This is a genomic window from Moorena sp. SIO3I6 (assembly GCF_010672095.1).
The window spans coordinates 1-18,309 of record NZ_JAAHHU010000030.1 but is presented as its reverse complement, the minus strand read 5'-3'; the positions used below and the strand labels follow the sequence as shown (position 1 = coordinate 18,309).

General features: G+C 43.3%; 20 protein-coding genes. 12 read left to right on the top strand and 8 right to left on the bottom strand.

The features are described from left to right. The first annotated feature begins 158 nt into the window (after positions 1-158). The 5 genes from F6K49_RS11270 (at position 159) to F6K49_RS11250 (ending at position 4,610) form a co-directional block, all read left to right on the top strand. Positions 159-1,574 carry an O-antigen ligase domain-containing protein gene (locus F6K49_RS11270; RefSeq protein WP_293096668.1) on the top strand — a complete coding sequence of 472 codons (1,416 nt, stop codon included), beginning with the start codon at positions 159-161 and terminating at the stop codon, positions 1,572-1,574. Between the two features lie 203 nt (positions 1,575-1,777). Then, a complete protein-coding gene (locus tag F6K49_RS11265; RefSeq protein WP_293096666.1) occupies positions 1,778-2,788 on the top strand; it encodes a glycosyltransferase family 2 protein in 1,011 nt (336 codons plus the stop codon). Positions 2,789-3,048: 260 nt separating this feature from the next. After that, positions 3,049-3,636, top strand: coding sequence for a serine O-acetyltransferase (locus F6K49_RS11260; RefSeq protein WP_293096664.1), 588 nt, complete (start codon positions 3,049-3,051; stop codon positions 3,634-3,636). Between the two features lie 28 nt (positions 3,637-3,664). Further along, positions 3,665-4,270, top strand: coding sequence for a hypothetical protein (locus tag F6K49_RS11255; RefSeq protein ID WP_293096661.1), 606 nt, complete (start codon positions 3,665-3,667; stop codon positions 4,268-4,270). Positions 4,271-4,394: 124 nt separating this feature from the next. Next, positions 4,395-4,610: a type II toxin-antitoxin system HicB family antitoxin gene (locus F6K49_RS11250; protein ID WP_293017232.1), complete on the top strand. Its 216-nt coding sequence runs from the start codon at positions 4,395-4,397 to the stop codon at positions 4,608-4,610. Between the two features lie 187 nt (positions 4,611-4,797). On the opposite strand, the gene F6K49_RS11245 is transcribed toward F6K49_RS11250, so the two are convergent. After that, positions 4,798-4,932 (bottom strand): hypothetical protein, encoded by a 135-nt coding sequence (locus F6K49_RS11245; protein WP_293096658.1) that lies wholly within the window; start codon positions 4,930-4,932, stop codon positions 4,798-4,800. A 313-nt stretch (positions 4,933-5,245) separates the two neighbouring features. Here F6K49_RS11245 and F6K49_RS11240 point away from each other — a divergent pair, with 313 nt between their 5' ends. Genes F6K49_RS11240 through F6K49_RS11225 form a run of 4 tightly spaced genes read left to right on the top strand, consistent with a single transcriptional unit; the run spans position 5,246 to position 6,319 of the window. Next, entirely contained in the window at positions 5,246-5,386 is a 141-nt protein-coding gene (locus F6K49_RS11240; RefSeq protein WP_293096655.1) for a hypothetical protein, read from the top strand. A gap of 2 nt (positions 5,387-5,388) precedes the next feature. Beyond that, positions 5,389-5,703 carry a hypothetical protein gene (locus tag F6K49_RS11235; RefSeq protein ID WP_293096652.1) on the top strand — a complete coding sequence of 105 codons (315 nt, stop codon included), beginning with the start codon at positions 5,389-5,391 and terminating at the stop codon, positions 5,701-5,703. Positions 5,704-5,708: 5 nt separating this feature from the next. Further along, positions 5,709-6,158 carry a hypothetical protein gene (locus tag F6K49_RS11230; protein ID WP_293096648.1) on the top strand — a complete coding sequence of 150 codons (450 nt, stop codon included), beginning with the start codon at positions 5,709-5,711 and terminating at the stop codon, positions 6,156-6,158. A 17-nt stretch (positions 6,159-6,175) separates the two neighbouring features. Beyond that, on the top strand, positions 6,176-6,319 hold the full coding sequence (locus F6K49_RS11225; protein WP_293096645.1) for a hypothetical protein: 144 nt from the start codon (positions 6,176-6,178) through the stop codon (positions 6,317-6,319). Here F6K49_RS11225 and F6K49_RS11220 read toward each other — a convergent pair. The 3 genes from F6K49_RS11220 to F6K49_RS11210 are packed head-to-tail and all read right to left on the bottom strand — an operon-like array spanning position 6,300 to position 9,820. Beyond that, positions 6,300-9,200: an NB-ARC domain-containing protein gene (locus F6K49_RS11220; protein ID WP_293096708.1), complete on the bottom strand. Its 2,901-nt coding sequence runs from the start codon at positions 9,198-9,200 to the stop codon at positions 6,300-6,302. The genes F6K49_RS11225 and F6K49_RS11220 overlap by 20 nt on opposite strands. Beyond that, positions 9,201-9,689: a hypothetical protein gene (locus tag F6K49_RS11215; protein WP_293096642.1), complete on the bottom strand. Its 489-nt coding sequence runs from the start codon at positions 9,687-9,689 to the stop codon at positions 9,201-9,203. Continuing rightward, complete coding sequence (locus F6K49_RS11210; protein WP_293096639.1) at positions 9,677-9,820, bottom strand: hypothetical protein; 144 nt, start codon at positions 9,818-9,820, stop codon at positions 9,677-9,679. Before F6K49_RS11210 ends, F6K49_RS11215 begins: the two co-directional genes overlap by 13 nt. A 945-nt stretch (positions 9,821-10,765) precedes the next feature. On the opposite strand from F6K49_RS11210, the gene F6K49_RS11205 reads away from it, so the two are divergent. After that, positions 10,766-12,313 (top strand): ammonium transporter, encoded by a 1,548-nt coding sequence (locus tag F6K49_RS11205; protein ID WP_293067201.1) that lies wholly within the window; start codon positions 10,766-10,768, stop codon positions 12,311-12,313. A 139-nt stretch (positions 12,314-12,452) separates the two neighbouring features. Continuing rightward, positions 12,453-12,929, top strand: a complete 477-nt coding sequence (locus tag F6K49_RS11200; RefSeq protein ID WP_293096636.1) for a hypothetical protein — start codon at positions 12,453-12,455, stop codon at positions 12,927-12,929. A gap of 14 nt (positions 12,930-12,943) precedes the next feature. On the opposite strand, the gene ppk2 is transcribed toward F6K49_RS11200, so the two are convergent. The 4 genes from ppk2 to F6K49_RS11180 form a co-directional block, all read right to left on the bottom strand. Further along, complete coding sequence (gene ppk2 / locus F6K49_RS11195) at positions 12,944-13,927, bottom strand: polyphosphate kinase 2 (protein WP_293096633.1); 984 nt, start codon at positions 13,925-13,927, stop codon at positions 12,944-12,946. Positions 13,928-14,079: 152 nt separating this feature from the next. Then, a complete protein-coding gene (locus F6K49_RS11190) occupies positions 14,080-14,463 on the bottom strand; it encodes a hypothetical protein (RefSeq protein ID WP_293067192.1) in 384 nt (127 codons plus the stop codon). A 231-nt stretch (positions 14,464-14,694) separates the two neighbouring features. Beyond that, positions 14,695-15,903: a glutathione S-transferase family protein gene (locus F6K49_RS11185; protein WP_293096630.1), complete on the bottom strand. Its 1,209-nt coding sequence runs from the start codon at positions 15,901-15,903 to the stop codon at positions 14,695-14,697. 85 nt (positions 15,904-15,988) lie between these two features. Continuing rightward, entirely contained in the window at positions 15,989-17,791 is a 1,803-nt protein-coding gene (locus F6K49_RS11180; RefSeq protein WP_293096627.1) for a phospholipid carrier-dependent glycosyltransferase, read from the bottom strand. A gap of 38 nt (positions 17,792-17,829) precedes the next feature. On the opposite strand from F6K49_RS11180, the gene F6K49_RS11175 reads away from it, so the two are divergent. After that, on the top strand, positions 17,830-18,114 hold the full coding sequence (locus tag F6K49_RS11175) for a hypothetical protein (protein ID WP_293017245.1): 285 nt from the start codon (positions 17,830-17,832) through the stop codon (positions 18,112-18,114). Positions 18,115-18,309: the final 195 nt, after the last annotated feature.

Below are 18,309 nucleotides of genomic sequence, written 5' to 3'. Positions count from 1 at the left end.
CTGATAACTGATAACTGATAGCTAATAGCTGATAGCTGATAGCACCTCAAGTAGCGTGCGCGTAGCGCTTAAGCTAATAGCTGATAGCTGATAGCTTACATTACTTAAGTCAGAAATTACTCAAGCAACTCTGTTGACGTTTATGCCCAAAAAAGCCAATGAGTTTTTTAGTCCCCATCGTCATGTTCGGCTGGATTCCAGTTGTTCTTTATCTCTTCATGAGAATTCCAGCTCAGCGGGCAGTCATTGTGAGTTTCATCGTAGCATGGCTATTTCTACCTGTGGCAGAATATGCTTTGCCTGGTCTACCTGACTATACTAAGATGTCGGCAACTTGCTACGGTATTTTGTTGGCTACTTTTATATACGATGTTGGGCGTTTTAGCTCCTTTAAATTCAGCTGGATTGACTTGCCGATGCTAATTTGGTGCCTATGTCCATTGGCTTCATCTCTTACGAATGGGTTGGGGGCTTACGATGGGTTCTCTACTGTTTTGACGCAAACCTTGACCTGGGGAGTACCCTATTTTCTCGGTCGAATCTATCTCAATAACTTGAGTGGATTACGTGAATTGGCAATTGGCATTTTCATGGGCGGGTTGGTATATGTTCCCCTATGTTTGTTCGAAATTCGCTTTAGTCCGCAGCTCCATAGGATATTTTACGGCTTCTTTGCTCATCCTGACTTTTCTCAAACCATGCGTTACGGGGGATGGAGACCGACAGTATTTATGATCCACGGTTTGCCAGTGGGTCTGTGGATGATGGCAGCTAGTTTAGTGGGAATTTGGCTATGGCACACTGGGGTGATCAAACAACTGTGGAATATTCCGATGAAGTGGCTGGTAGCTGCCGTGTTGATCACATTTATATTGTGCAAATCCACTGGTGCCTATTTCTTACTACTCTTAGGAGTTGGGATCTTGTTTGTGGGCAAGCAATTTCGTACTGCTTTGCCAGTCTTTATCCTAATTGGGGTTATTTGTTCTTACTTATACATTAACTCACAGACTGAAACCTACGTTAGTGATCAGATTATCTCACATGTATCGAATGTGGTTCCTGCAGACCGTATCCAATCCTTACAGTTTAGATTTGATAATGAAGAGCTACTTGTAGATAAAGCACGGGAACGGATCGTGTTTGGCTGGGGAGGATGGGGAAGAAGTCTGATCTTTAATGACAAGGGTGAGCAAGTTACAGTTCCAGATAGTTTGTGGATTCTTGCTTTTGGTGAAACTGGTACCGTTGGACTAGCCAGCCTGACCACATCCTTACTAATGCCGGTGTTGACTATGTTTTGGTTCCGTTGTCCAGCGGAGTTGTGGCCAAAGCGGCAAGCGGCACCAGTGGCGGTGCTGACCGTGGCTGTAGCGTTGTACATGGTGGAATTTCTGCTCAATGCCCATGGTAATCCTGTCTTTGTATTGGCTTGTGGAGGACTATCAGGATTGGTGATCCAAGAACCTACAACCAATAAGGTTAAAAAAGTCCCGGCATTGGTAGCCCAGCGTTCTCGGAATCAAAATCGGAATCAAAATCGGCATCAACGAAGACAAGTTCAACGGAATTAGGGATGATATAGCAGGGAGTAGGGAGTAGGGAGTAGGGAGTAGGGAATCGGGAATAGGGAATAGGGAGTAGGGAGTAGGGAGTAGGGTAAAAAAACGTGTTAATTTTTACGGTTTTAAAAACGCTATTTTTTGAATTTAAAAAATAGCAAAATAACTAACAATTAATTCTTAATGTATAAGCTAAATAAAGCACAAAAGTAGTTATGTATAATGAAGTAAAAAACAATACCATAAATTCTTTACTTATAGTAATTGTTAACTACAAAACCCCTAGTTTAACTATTGATTGCTTACGCTCTTTAGCGGATGAAATCCCAGGTTTATCGAATACTCGGGTGGTAGTGGCAGATAATGCCTCTGGGGATGGATCGGCTGTTGCCATTAAAAATGCGATCGCAAACGAAAACTGGGGTAGTTGGGCATCGGTGATGCCACTAGAGCACAATGGTGGATTTGCGTTTGGCAATAACGCTGTGATCCGCCCAGCTCTGAAGTCTAATCAGCCACCGGATTATGTGTTGTTGCTCAATCCAGACACCATTGTTCGTCCTAGAGCCATCAAAACCCTGGTGGAATTTATGAGTGACCATCCCCAGGTGGGTATTGCTGGGTCTCGCCTGGAAGAGCCTGACAGTACCCCTCAGTGTTCAGCATTTCGGTTTCATACCGTCCTCAGTGAGCTAGATTCTGGTTTGCGTCTCGGTATCGTATCGAAATTATTATCGGAGTGGGTAGTTTGGCCACCGATTCCTGACCAACCCTGTCCAACGGATTGGGTTGCTGGAGCAAGTATGATTGTTCGCCGGGAAGTGTTTGAGCAGGTTGGCCTGATCGATGAAGCTTATTTCATGTATTACGAAGAAATGGACTTTTGCCTGCAAGCCCAGAGAGCTGGCTGGGAATGCTGGTATGTCCCTGAAAGTCGCGTAGTCCACTTAGTTGGCCAAAGTTCAGGTGTTACCGACACCAAACGTCCACCCAAACGCCGACCCCAGTATGTCTTTGATTCTCGACGACGGTATTTTCTTAAAAACTATGGTTGGTTTTACGCTGCTCTAGCCGATCATACCTGGGCTTCTAGTTATTTATTGTGGCAATTGCGCCGAGTGGTTCAAGGTAAGCCCAATCTTGAGCCGCCCCACTTACTTAGTGATTTTCTCCGCAATAGTGTGTTTTGTAAAGGTGGTGCCTTTAGTAGTCCGAAGATTTCGTGATTAGCTTTTAGCTATCAGCTTATAGCAAATCTTATACCCATGAGGTACAAAGGGATCCCCCTAAATCCCCCTTAATAAGGGGGACTTTGAGGTTGAGAAGTGTACCTCATATAATGCGGGTGCCACAGCATCGAAGCCTGTTATACAAAGCTGATGGACTATTCCCGATTCCCAATTCTAAATTATTCATTCTAAATTATTCATTCTAAATTATTCATTCTAAATTATTCATTCTAAATTATTCATTCTAAAAAAATATTATGGTGATGCCAACAGATTTAACGGCAAATTCTACCCAGCCAAAAACCGATAAGTTGGGACTTTGGCAACAAATTAAAGAAGATTGGAAGGCCCATGGTTGTGATTGGACTAAGCCTGGATTTCGGGCTGTGGCGGTGCAGCGGTTTGGAGTCTGGAGAATGAAGATCGAACCGAAGTTACTACGGGCTCCCTTTAGTATTCTATACCGAGCATTATATCGTAAAGTTCGTAATACCTATGGGATTGAATTACCTTACACGGTAAAGCTTGGTCGCCGAGTAATTATTGAGCATCAAAGTGGGATTGTTATTCATGGGGATTGCACCATTGGTGATGATAGTATTCTGCGTCAAGGGGTAACTTTGGGTAATCGTTACTTAGATCGTCCTTTGGATGCCCCCATTTTAGGAAAACGTGTCAATGTTGGTGCTGGTGCCAAGATTTTTGGCAAGGTGACTATTGGTAATGGGGCAAATATTGGTGCTAATGCTGTAGTTTTATCAGATGTACCGGCTGGGGCAACGGTAGTGGGAATTCCTGCTAAAGTTATTAAGATGCGTTCTTTAGATGAGAACGGCTCTAGTTGAGATGTCAACAAATGAAGACTAACCACAAATGAACCGCCGCCGCATTCTCAAAGCTGGACAGCCTTACAGTTTTAGCCAATATTTTCACCTTCCCTTTACCCTAGAAGATATCTTGGCTGAATTTGACTGTACCCTTGTGCGATCGCATATCGATCTCCCTCGTCAGCCCTTCACTGCGCCTATTGAACCCCTGCTGCACCAACTCCAGCGTAACCGCAAGCGCATCGAGCTGATCAACGAAACTGCCCGTCGGGAAGCCCTGATCGCACCAATTCTGTTTGAAGTAGTGGATCTAACTAATCACCGCATTTACATTGAATATTCCATCGCCGTTAGCGAACACCTGCGGGGAACCTTAGATTATTATATTGCCAACCATAACGTGATTGTGATCGAAGCCAAACAATCTGATCTGGTAAGGGGCTTCACTCAACTGGCGGTGGAGTTGGTTGCCCTTGATCAGTGGCTCCAGTCTGACCAGAGAATTTTGTACGGCATTGTTACCACCGGAGAAGACTGGCGTTTCGGTACTTTTAATCGCCAAGAACGTTCTATACAACAAGACCCCAAGCGCTACATCGTCCCAGAAGAGCTAACCGAGTTGCTGGAAATTTTAGTCGGGATTATGAATTGAAACGGTTAATTAATTATAGTGGTTTTTAATTAGGGAATCGGGAATCGGGAATCGGGAATCGGGAATCGGGAATCGGGAATCAGAGGGGAGTAGAGACTTAGATAATTTACAGAAATAAATACAGATGAAAAACCACTATAGTATCTTAATTCAATGGTCAGAGCAAGACCAAACCTACATTGCTAGTTTACCAGAATTTGGTCCTTATGCTCATACCCATGGCAGCAGCTACGAAGAGGCTCTCAAAAATGCTAAAGAAGTGTTAGAGCTTTTGGTAGAAGATTACCAAGCTAGAGGTCAAGAGTTACCTTTATTAAATTATTCAAAAATAACCGTTTAATTAAAGATTACAAAAACCGACTTTGCCACTGCTGATTTTTTCTTGATTATACAGCATCAGCGCAATTTCAAGTTTGAATTCATCCTCAGTCATTTGGCTTTACGGGACAGACTGTCCCAATACTTGCTACCGAATTCTAAATTCTTCATTCTTCATTCTTCATTCTTCATTCTTCATTCTTCATTCTTCATTCTAAACTGACTCCACCTACAACTGGATTGTCTCCGAGTCCCCAAATGGGATCATCTACACCATTGCTATTTTCTGGTAGCTGTTGATTTTGTTGCTGTAATCCTTGAATTTTTGCAATTTCCTTATGCAAGGCTAATACAACTAATGCCTCAAGAGTATTGACTAGTCCTGTCTGAATTATTTACTCTGTAGTTTTCAGCAAATCTGTGGGTAAATTTAAAGTGATTTGATTGACGTTTTCCATGGATAGTATTGTTTGGAGGATAGTGTTGATTATTATTGATTGAGCTTACCTATAGTCTAGCTGAGTTAGCAAAACTAAACTTGCCCATGATTAAGCTAACATTAGCTTAGCGCGATTCTTCCCCATAGCACAGGCATCAACTGAATCCTAACACCCGTTCACTTCACACCCAGTCAAGCTAATAATAATTCCGCTATCCTTGATTAACTCTTGCCTATTGCTAGCATGCCTACTCCCGATTCCCTACTCCCGACTCCCTAAAATCCAGAACTTTCCACTTTACCCAATTGAAAAATACTGTAAAATTATAGTAGTTAACATACTCCACCACTACAACTAGTTATGATAAAAGCAATTACTGCTAGTGGAAAAATTGATCCATCAGGTCAATTATCCTTAGACTACCCAATTGAAGGTACTCCCCCTAAGCCAGTACGGGTAATTATTCTGTTTGACGAAACAGATGGGGAGGTCAATAAGTTTTGGGAACAAGTCAGTAACTATCAACAGCAACCACTCCTATCAGCCAAGCAGTTGCAAGAGGGATTAAAGCAAGCGTTGACAGAATCGGGGTATGATTCAAGGGAGAAAATTATTGAGCTTGTGCAGGATATTAAGCAGGAAATTGCTCAAGAGCGTCAAGGAAAACAGACCTAGATAAAATGGTTCATAAGTTAATTTTTCTAGATAATAATGTTTATATCATCGGAGCGATTCAACCAGAAAGTCCTGAAAATATGATTTTACAATGGCTGGGCTGGGAAGTTCCAAATAATAATCCTGTTGCTGTGGTTATTTCTAAAGAGTTGATTGACCAGATTGCCCGAGTTGCTAAACGGTTAAAGAATAAAGATTGGAGTGGAGAAATTATTGGACGAATTTGGAATAATTTCAACGTTTGTTATGTTCAGGTTGATGATTCTCAATTAGCTAAAATCGAAGCGTTGGGGATAATACCTCGTGAAGATGTTGGGGTTTATCTGACAGCGAAACTTGGTCAATCCCAATATTTTATATCTGCCAATCATAAGTTAATTAAAGTATTAGCCCAAAAAACAGCAGAGTTTGAGTGCTTAACTCCATCAGAATTTGTGAGTAAGTATCTGAATTGATAGGGTTTCTCGTATTGATGAGGTACATTCAATTTTATTGCCCCGATTCCCGACTCCCGATTCCCGATTCCCGATTCCCAGATCCGCTGTTCCCTTTATTTCTTCCCTACTCCCTACTCCCTACTCCCTACTCCCTACTCCCTACCTCCACCATCGGCTAACATCATCAACCGCTGCCACCGTTTCTTTTAGGGCTTCAATACCCCCAAACTTGATGATTAAAGGCGCTAATTGGGGAAGAGCTCTAAGAAAATTGGGACGGGTTAGACTAGCTAAACCATCAAGAATTTGTTGCCAAAGAGGAAAATCAACGAACGAAGGAGTTAAGGTCTTGATCAAGCCCTCTAAGGTACTGGCTCGGTCGTATTCAAACCCAAGGGCTCTAGCGGAATCTAAGGCTTGGTGTAACAACTCTTCTGATAAGTGGGGGGCTTTGCCGATTAAGGCTTGTGCTCGGTAGTATTCAGACCCAATCCCTCTGGCGCAATTTAAGGCTTGGTATAACAACACTTCCGATAAGTGGGGGGCTAAGACTCGTAAGGCTTGTGCTCGGTCGGATTGATCCCCAATCCCTTTGGTGCAATCTAAGGCTTGGTGTAACAACACTTCCGATAAGTGGGGGGCTAAGGCTCCTAAGGCTTGTGCTCGGTCGTATTCAGACCCAATCTCTCTGGCGCAATCTAAGGCTTCTGGTAACACATCGGGTAAGTGGGGGACTAAGCCGATTAAGGCTCTGGCTCGGTCGTATTGAAGCCAAATCCCTCTGGCACAATCTAAGGCTTCCGGTAACACATCGGGTAAGTGGGGAGCTAAGGCCATTAAGGCTTTTGCTCGGTCGTATTGATTGCCAATCCCTCTGGCGCAATCTAAGGCTTCTGGTAACACATCGGGTAAGTAGGGAGCTAGGCCAATTAAGGCTTTTGCTCGGTCGTATTGATTGCCAATCCCTCTGGCGCAATCTAAGGCTTGCTGTAAAAACACTTCCGATAAGTGCGGAGCTAAGCCGATTAAGGCTTTTGCTAGATATTCTTCATCCGGAATCCCTCTGGTGCAATCTAAGGCTTCTGGTAACACATCGGGTAAGTGGGGGGCTAAAGCGACTAAGACTAATGCTCGGTCGTATTCAGACCCAATCCCTCTGGCGCAATCTAAGGCTTGGTATAACAACACTTGGGGCAAGTGGGGGGCTAAGGCGATTAAGGCTTGTGCTCGGTCGTATTTATACCCAATCCCTCTGGCGCAATCTAAGGCTTCTGGTAAGACTTCTGGCAAATGGGAGGCTAAGCCGAGTAAGGCTAAAGCTCGATAGTATTTATGCCCAATTCCTCTGGCAACTTTTAAGGCTGAAGGCAATAAAGAAGACGGGAGATACTCAATGATTGCCTTCAAACCCTTTGCTTGACCTTTAGAATCTTTCCTGTGTCGCACATAAGCTAGTCCCTGGGCTGGCGTCCAGATTTCGTTCTCAACTAATGCTGCCATTAACTCTGGAGGAATCTTTCCGGCCAAGCTGTTGAGAGATGTCGTAATCAGAGCATAACGACACTGTAAACTAATCGATTCTGTAGGATTTTCTGTAAACTTAGCTGCTGCTATTGCCCAAGCTCTCGATACATCCTTGATGAAATTGGCAGTTTTCCCCTGTCTCTCACACTGCCAATACCAACCGTTATCTCCTTTTGGAGTTTCTTCTTTCAGGAGTTGATGAATTTCATCTATCTTTTGGGCTTTCTCTAGATGCCAGGTTAATTGGCTATAGATATAACCATCATCGGTTAAGGTATGCCATAATTCCTTATTGGTCTTAGTTTGATAACGTTCTAATAATTGCTGATGGGCTTCGGGTATTGATAATCCTAGCTCTGGTTGCAGCAGATTACGGGCTAAATCATGTAACAGGTCATGGAGGCGATAGTTAGTTTTTTGTGTACTAGAGACCCCTGGTAGTAATAACGCTTTTTGTTTTAAGTAAATTAACGTCTTTTTAGCTTTAACTGAATTACAGTTCCATAACGTTGTCGCCATGGTTTCAGTAATGGTGACATCCTCCGGCAGTACCCCTAACCAAGCAAATTTTTGCAATCTCTCGGCAGATAATCGCTTTAAACTGAGATTAAAGGAAGCCACTAGACTGTAGTTTTTGCGCTTCGCGTCATTTGGCTCTTCCTCTGCTTCCAATCGATCCAAGGCTTCTAAGTCAGCAATTTCTGCTTGCAACTCATCCAGTAACTCTTCCCAAGAGAATCCATCCCTAACTTGGGCAGCCGCTAATTCTAATCCTAGGGGTAAGTAGCCCACAGTTTTGGCTAAGGTTTTAGCATAGTCGAGTTCTTGATTAGTTAACTGGTTGTTTACAGCAATTTTCGCCCCCCTAGCCCCCCAACTTTGGGGGGAACTTGAGTTAAAGTCCCCCAGAATTGGGGGATTTAGGGGGCTTGCAGCTAAAGGGAGTGAGGTCGATTCATCTGAACAAAGCTGTAAACAACCGGTTAATAACTCCAAGGATTGCTTTGGAGTCATCACGTCCAAATCATAGCGAATCGCACCGTTAACCGGAGCTTCTCTAGTCGTAACCAAAACCCGACAGCCATCTCCTGCTACTCGAAAGGGTTCAACATGGTCAGGATGCCAAACATCATCCACGACTAGCAACGCTTTTTTATCAGATAATAATGTTCTTAATTGTAAAGAAGCGCTATCAATATTAATCGGTTTGAAGTCATAATCTCTTAATGCCTGTATCCACGTACTTAGAAACGAGAAAATATCAGGTTGCTGACCTAAGGTTGCCCAAAAAATCCCATCGGTAAAATGGGATTGAACCTCTTTGTCATAGGCTAAGGCTGCAGCTAAGGTGGATTTGCCAATGCCTCCTAAGCCATAGATTGCACTAACTACTAAGGTGCCAGCTTTAGCGGTTTCTTGGGATAAAAGCTTTTGTTTTAGTTGTTCGCTTACTTCCGGGCGTTCGACATAATACGGAGGTAGTGGGGGTGCTTGATTTGGTCGAGTTTTTTTAACCTGCCTCCCAGGCGACTGCAGTCAATAATAACTAATTTTGTCTCGACCAATACTATCTCCTCCAATATTATCTCTTCCAATATTAGTATTACCTTGATTAATATCCCCTTTTGCAAAGTTCTCCACGTTTTCAATCACATTCTCAATGTTGTAATTATCACTAGTAGCTTGATGGGATTCCAAGGCTTTGATAATCTCTTGACGAATTGACTCTAAGTTAGGCAAAGCTTCAGCATCAACAGTAGTCACCAAACCATCGATGGCTTGGGCAACTTCGGGATTTTGCTTGGCTGCTGCTTCTACTTCCAATACCACCTCGGCATAATTAAGAGGTACCCCTGGAGCTTGCTCGATAGCCATTACTGTATCTGGAGACTGGTTTCTCAGGGATTCTACAAACTGGCTAGTCTGGTCCCAGACAACTTGCCCAACATTTTCCCCAGTTTTTTCTAGGGCTTTAGTGGCGAGCACAGTATAAATAGCGACAACGGCAGCAGCTAATGGTTCCATAGTTTAACGATCTGACTGATAGTTTTATTATATAACTTTAGCAAAGGGAGTAGGGAGCAGGGAGTCGGGAGTCGGGAGTAAGGGGATAGGGTTTGAGTTTTTTGTGATAACTGAGTAGTATCAAATTTCAAGGTAAAAAAGCTTAGCTATTCTATCATGTAAACCGATTTTTTATATATTCACTGTTCCCTGTTACCTGTTCCATATTCCGTGGTATCTCAAAATATAAGCCAATGAAAAATACTGTACAAATTCAACATAAGTGAGTAGACAAATCCCTAAAACTTTTATTTGTAAATAAATGTAAAAAGAAAAAATACCCCTTGCATTTTTTCGAGGAGTTATGTATACTATAGAAAGTGACGACCGATACTAATAGCCGCGCTGGTTACAACTGTTAACCACGACCAGCGCGGCTTTCCTCCCTCCTAAAAAGGAGTTACTTCCATGATGCCAAAAATATCACAATCATCAATCCTGGTTGGGTGCATCGTAAGCATTCAGCTTATGCGCTACGGGCACGCTACGGGAACAGTTATCAGCTTATGGGCGATGGGCACGCTAGCTGACGGCTGACGGCACCTCAAGTAGCGTGAGCTTTTAGCTCACGGCTGACCGCTGACTGCTGACAGCTGACTGCTGAATAATTAAATTTTACGATAGTAAAAAAACAGGAATATATTTCGACGAATAAAAAAAGAAAAAGGCTAAGGTTAGCATACAACATTGACAATATCCTCTACTATAAGAGTAAGATAGAGCTTAACTGCTTCCTGGAACAACACTGTCAAGTGCCCAGGTAACAAATAGATTCAGTTACTCATAGAATCAAGGGAACTAGTGTAAGGATAAGCCAAGTCAATGGTCACTCATGACTTAGGCTGATTTAAGATTAGGGTGTTATCTACGCCAAAATTTTATCTACGCTAAAAGAGTTTTCACTAGTAGCCTAAGGCAAAAAAAAATTAATTAATTCAGGGGTCTACGCTGAAAGCTGAAAGCTGACGGCTGAAAGCTGACGGCTGAATGCTTACAAGTATTGATTTTTATTCTAAGCACTAAACCTTTGATTACTAATGTCTAAACAAAACCGTAAAAGGTCAAGGTGTACCACCGGTTGGAGGCTGCAAAGCTGGAAAGTTTGCTTGCCCTTAATCGCAATAATCATGGTGTTGTGTACCGAGGTAGCAGTAGCCCAGAATCTACCTTTTAAGACTACCCTTGCATCTCTTCAAATTGCCGTGGATACTATCTGGGTGATATTCACTGGTTGTTTAGTATTCTTCATGAACGCGGGCTTTGGGATGTTGGAGGTTGGTCTTTGCCGCCAAAAGAACGCCGCCAACATTTTGACTAAAAACCTGATTGTGTTTGCCCTGTCTACAGTCGCTTACTGGGCAGTTGGCTTTGCTGTCATGTTTGGTGATGGAAACCCTGTTTTAGGTTTCAATGGCTTGTTCCTTTCAGGATTAGATAATAGTCCAGCCATAGGAGAAGCCTACAACGGTGTCTTCTATTCACTAAAAGATATTGGTATACCCCTTAACGCCAAGTTCTTTTTTCAACTGGTTTTTGCTGGAACTGCTGCCACTATTGTGTCTGGAGCAGTGGCCGAGCGCATCAAATTTTCGGCGTTTTGTCTGTTCAGCGTTCTACTTGTGGGCATCATTTACCCAATCACGGGTCACTGGATTTGGGGAGGAGGCTGGCTAGGAGGAGGCTGGCTACAAGGGCTGAAATTTTGGGACTTTGCTGGTTCAACGGTAGTTCACTGCGTAGGCGGTGGCTCTGCCTTAGTAGGTGCTTACCTTCTCGGACCACGCAAGGGCAAATATATAGATTGCGTCTCCTATGGGCTGCCCGGACACAATCTCAGCCTGGCGATTCTAGGTTGCTCGATTTTATGGCTGGGCTGGTTTGGTTTTAATCCCGGCTCAAGCATTTTTAATCCCGGAACAACGAATTTAGATCCCAACTCCATTAGCCATATTGTCCTCACGACGAATATAGCAGCTTGTGCAGGGGGTATTGCCGCAGCTATAACTACCTGGTTTGACCCAAGGGATCCTGACAGTAAGCCTGACCCCACTATGATTATTAACGGAGTACTGTCGGGTTTAGTAGCTATTACTGCATCCTGTGCATTCGTTACGATTGGTAAAGCTATTGCTATAGGTCTGCTGGCAGGAATAATTGTGGTCTTTTCAGTGGACTTCTGGGACAGGATGAAAATTGATGATCCAGTAGGTGCTATTTCTGTCCATCTTGTCAGTGGAGTCTGGGGAACACTGGCTTTAGCTCTTTTCAGTGAAGGACCTGGTGATTTGTATAGTATTGGTAACGGTCCAGTAGCCGGACTATTCTGTGGTGGCGGGATAGATAGTATCCGGCAGCTTTTTATTCAACTACTCGGCATTGTTGCAGTAGGTCTGTCAACGGTTGTCATGAGCTGGCTGGCTTGGTTATTTGTTAAAAGCATACTTTCCTCAAGTCTGAGAGTTACAGAAAAAGCAGAAATTGAAGGTCTAGATTTCCACGAACACCGTATGACTGCCTACAGTGGCTTTTTGCTTAAGGCAGATGTCAAGCAATCATCGCTGAGAGATCAGCAAAGACATAATTAATATCATGTCCGGTTGAATACTTACACTTTGGCTAAAGTAAGGCAGAAGGCAGAAGGCAGAAGGCGCTTAGTATAAGTACTCAACCGGACATGATATTACCTGTTCCCTGTTCTAGAGTAGTTTAATCAAAAATAATCCCATGACCAGAATCAATATGATGTCAAAACAACCACAATATTACGATATAATTGTTAGGGATTTAGTAGCTGATAATGATGACATTGTAGGTGCAGTTATCCTCTATAAACAGTTACCTATTACTGAATATATAGGTGAATTAAATAAAACTGAAACTCTAAAAATAGCAGATCAAATAATCGAGTTTCACAAATCTATTAACCGCTTACCTAGTCTGGTAAACAACGAAAAAATATTCATTGAATCTAGAGATACTTTGCTGATTGTTGTTTTTTATCCTAATCAGTGTTTGTTGCTAGTTAAAGCTAAGCAAACTGATATCCTTGGCAGGATTATACATGCTATTGAAGAAACATCACAAAAGATTCAGTATTTACTTGACCCTAGAGCAGCTTATCGGAATGGTTATCAGTTCTTTGATCAGCCAAAGGATAATGAAATAATATACAGGAATAAACCCCTAAGTCCTGAATTTTAGGACGTTCCCAAATTTCAATACAACTGGGGCACAAAGAATTGCTCATACAGAGGTGGGCGCACATAATTATTGGGAGCCTTCTTGCGTGGGGGTAATTCTAGAGGTTCCGGTGTCATATCAACGTAGGGAATCTTACTCAGAATATGACTGATGCAATTAAGGCGAGCACGCTTTTTGTCATCAGCTTCCACCGTAAACCAGGGGGCTTCTGGAATATTGGTGTGAGCCAACATGTTGTCTTTTGCTTGAGAATATTCCACCCAGCGATCGCGAGATTCTAGATCCATCGGGCTGAGCTTCCAGCGACGAGCGGGATCGGTGGTGCGAGATTGGAAGCGTCGCTCTTGTTCTTCATCGCTGACTGAAAACCAATACTTCAGCAAAATTATGCCAGATCTGACCAACATCCGCTCAAATTGTGGGCAGGTTTGCATGAATTCCTGATACTGTGCATCGGTACAAAAACCCATCACATGCTCCACCCCAGCTCGATTGTACCAACTGCGGTCAAAACAGACAATTTCACCGGCTGCGGGCAGATGAGCTACATAGCGCTGGAAATACCATTGGGTCTTTTCCCGATCACTGGGTGTACCCAATGCCACAATTCGGCAGCCACGTGGATTTAGGGGTTCGGTAATCCGTTTAATAGTGCCTCCCTTACCGGCTGCATCACGTCCTTCAAACACAATCACAATCCGGGTCCCAGTATGTTTAGTCCAGTATTGCATTTTCACCAGTTCCAATTGCAGACGGGCAAGCTCCTTTTCATAAATTTTCCTGGGAAGTTTAGAGCTGCCTTCTGCCTCAGAAATGTGGTAGAACACTCTTCGTTCTGAATTGGGTAGATTGGCCTTCTTTTGTTTCTTGAGTTTTTTCTTATTTAATTTTTCCTTATTTAATTTTTTCTTATCTTTCTTTTTACTATCTGCTGCTAGTAGATGATTCTTTCTGCTTGCCCGTTGGGACTTATCCCCATTCATAGATTTAGTTTTCATTGCTATACAACCCTGTATTTGTATTGAGCTTGATGTAGGGTGGGCAGTGGATCAGGCAGATTCACCAAGCTAGCCATCGGTTTGCTAGGCACTGCCCACTTTAGGATTTGCCCTTTGCCTAAAACCAAGCATTAATTGAGCTAAGAGGGAATTCACCGATTTTCTAATCCTCTAACTCGTTGCTCTAAGGCATTCATTCTTTCCTCTAAATCTAATTTATCAGATTCCTGGGTGATGCTATATCCAATCAATTGTTCTAATATCCTTTCTTGTCGTTGTTGGTTCTCTTGAGACCTTAATTGTCTTTCTTGTAGTTCAAGTTGACCAGCTTGTAGTTCAAGTTGACCAGCTTGTAGTTCAGCTTGAACAGCTAGCATCTGTTCTAATATTGTCTCTTGTCGTTGTTGGTTCTCTTGAAACCTTAATTGTGTTTCTTGAAACCTTAATTGTGTTTCTTGTAGTTCACGTTGAACAGCTAGCATCTGTTCTAATGTTGCTTCAATTCGATCTAATCTGTTCGAGCCGTTGTTAGTCATTGTTAATTTATTAATTTAGTTGGGTTCTATTTAGAGCTATTGGCCAATGCCTCTAATTTATTATGACTCCAAGCTTTTAACTCCTGACTCCAACAGATGTAGGGTGGGCAGTGGATCAGACAAATTCACCAAGCTGGTCATAGGGTTGGTAGGCACTGCCCACCCTACGATTAATGTGCTGGATAAAGTTAATGCGTTCGCTAGCCAACGCCCTTCGGGCTAATCGCAACTCTAGATCGCCTTGGCAAAGTTAGCTGGATCTTGGTCACGTCGGTGACGGATGGGAATAGCAGAACCTTGACCATGTCCTACTAAAGAGGCAGTTTTTTCCAGAGACTCTCTGAGCCTCTTAGCAGCATAGATAGACATATCCCGAGGAACACTAATTCTGTCGCGCAAATATCTAAGAGCAGGATCTGAACCCAACGGTGGCATACAGGTTTCCCCGGTAATCATGTGTGTCAAGGCACAACGCAGGGCTGGATCAAACAAGGTTTCGTCGGCGGGGTTAACTCGAATGATATTGGTGCGGTGTTTAAGCACTCGTTGGAGAGCTTCAGTACGGGAAGTTTCCGGTTCTGGGTAAGTTACATCCGGTAGCCCTTCCCAAGGACCATTGTCTACCCGTGCCTGATTGACTAACGTCTGGGGTTTATCGTTTGGCCAGCAACCCCCCATCTGGGGAGGCAAATCATGGACATGGGTGTGGAAGTCGCTCTGTGTGCCACGATAGGTAGGTCGGGTTTCCATGGCTTCAAACCAAGCTGCCAATCGGGGATTTTCTTCCCTCATAGAATAGCCTTTGTAGTAATAAAGACTGGCATTCATGCGTTCGACATAAGGCATGAAAATCACATCAACAGTACCAAACTGATCCAGAAAGTAAGGACCTGGAGTGGAGCTTAGGGCATTTTCCACCATCTCCACCACTTGAATAAATTGGTCTTGGTGATGTTGCTCTTCTTTAGATGAACGTGTAGGATAGCACAGCCAAGTACACCAAGCTCTAAACAGAAGTCTCTCCAACTGCCTTAGCTTTATGACAGCCGGGTCTTTCATGCTTTGCTCTAAGGGTTTAAAAACCCGCTCTAATCCGATTAAAATGTCATCACTTTCGGTGATAAAGTTACCATCTAGCTCTAGGGCTGGTAGCATTCCGGATGGCACTTTCTGCTTGTACCAACGTTCTTTCTTACCATAACAAAACATGGTAATTTTTTGGATACGATAAGGAATTTGTTTTTCTTCCAACCATAGCCAAATTTTCTGGCAGTAAGGGCACCAAGCGTGGTGATCCCGGTATAGGGTAACCCGAATATCAGATTCACTAAAACCAAATAGGCGCAAACAAGATTGAGCGTTAGTAGCTCCATTAACGGTATCTATTTTAAAATCCGTCAGAGCTTCTAGTTCTTGCCAGCTTAGGGGGGCGATACTCATGGGGGTGGGTTTAATTAAAGTTTGTTACAAAAGATACTATCGCATATTTTGTGTAAGCTATCAGCTATCAGTTATCAGTTATCAGCTATTGAATAAAATAAGCTGACGGCTGATCGCTGACAGCTGATAGCTGAGGATCAAGACAGTGATAAACCTGAGCTTGGTAACCATCCACGGATATTAAATTATTAACAGAATTCTCAGCAGAACAATTAGGTAACTCTTCAACTGTTGCGTTAAAATTCACCAACCATAAATCTAGGGTACTTGACAAATCAGCGACAGTTTGTTTAAGAGTGAGAGCAGCCGGACAATTTGTCTGCTGGCACCGAATTTGGTCTTGATGTGCCAATAGAAATTGGGGATTGACGGAGGATAGTTTTTGATCAGCCTTCTGTTGGAATTCCCAAGCCAGCCCCATCATTTCACCAGTCTGTACCAAGGTGTTGTGAGTAGTAGCAATTAGTATCGGTACTGATGACTGTTGTTCAATTATGGGTACCAATAAATCTGGACGATAGTATTTTTGATAGCCTAGATTGCTGACTACGGTAATACTACTCAAAAACCCCATTATCAAAACTAGCGCTATGGTTTTTGGTCTACTAGGGCTACTATTGTCAGTGGAATTTGTGGTTGAGGCGCGAGGGTTACTCACGGCTAGGGCGGCTGCTACTAAGACAATCACAGCAGGGAAGTAAACGAAACTATACCGAGCACCACGGGTGAGGTCAGTACCAAGGCAGTAAGTAATACCAAAAAATAATGCGATCGCACTAATCAAGAAACTCCCTAAAACCCCTGTGACCAAACCAGTCTGAGGGTGATTTAGTTGTATTTTTAGATAGCGATAGAGAATCGGGAGCAACCAGATTAGAAACACTAACATCACCAAACCCGAAGCAATGACCACGATCAGGGAAGATGACTCTACCGGCAATAGCGATAACATGGTGATCCAAGCAGCGAAAGCTTGAAAAATTGGCTTGCTCCAAGCCCAACTCCCTTCAGTGCTACTGATAATCCATTCAGTCATCTGAGCATCGTAACTCGATAGCCACACCGGTAACCAAACTAATCCTCCCATAGCACTACCTACAGCAACTGCACCAATGGGCAGGATGGGATAGGGTCGAGAAGGAGAAATTTTGGCTAATCCCCAAAGTCCTAATAAAACCATGGCCTCAGCACACAGGGTCAGGAGAAAAAAATAGTGGGTTGCTATACCTAAACAATTAACCACTACCCAAGACAGGGATATCCAAATCGGTAGAACAGTCTGGCGTTGAAGATGTTGTACAGCAATAACTAAGCAGCACAGGGATGCCATTACCCACAAAATAGCTAAGGTGTAATGACGGGCTTCCTGGGCTAGAAAGACACCGTAGGGAGACACAGCCATAATTGCTGCTGCTAGTTGAGCCACTAACCGGGAACGAAACCCTACCCAGCTCAGTCCATAGATTACTGGAATTGATACTATACCGAACAGGGCGGGAAGCGATCGCATCCCCCAAATTACTAAGTCGCTATGCTGTAACGATGTTCCATCGAACGCCTGTACACCGAAGGAAAATAGCCTCATCCACCAGTTCGCCAGGACAAAATATAGGGGAGGGTGGTGATCCTCAGTAAATAAATGATGAATAACTGCTGATGCTCCCGATTCTGGATTAAATGCCAGTGGTTGTAACAGGGTAGATAGGGAAATGGCTTGGTCTAGGGGTAAGGTTTGATAACTATTGCCCAAGCTGAACACGATTGTGGCAAATTCATCGGTCCAGGGGGACTTCAGGGTGAGGTTAGTGAAGCGTAAAACACTGCCAATAGTAATCCAAAATAATAGCAACAGGGGCTGAAACCAGAGACTTCTCAGGAAAGTTTTCAAAAATAGTAACCTCAATCAGCAAAGGAGCACACTTGCCAATGGAATTGAACAATGATACGACGCATTCCCCCACCTGGCCTATGGCCACGCTACGCGAACGGCTTGCCAGGTGGGGGTTAAGGAGTAATCAGTTATCTCTAGCCCAGCGCTCTATTAGTTCTCCAACGCTGATATTTGTTTCTTTGGCAGAAGCTCGCAATCTATTCCATGCCGTATCGGTCAGCATTATGGTGTGTTTTTTTTTAGTTCATCATAATAAACCGGGATTCCTCTCATCCTTTTTTGAGTTTTCTTTTGCCTTGTGCTTGACCTATCTAGAATAGCCGTATTTACTAAAAATAGAGTAGCAAAGAAACAGATGAAAACGCCAGCCAAAGTTATCCGCACCGATAAATGGAGTGCGGCTCGTTCCTAGGAAGAGCCTCCTGAAACAGGAGGGGTAAAACTAGGGGGATTCGCGGGGAAAACCCAGAAATCCTAACTATCTGTAGGATGGTGGTGAAAACCCACCCCTTGAG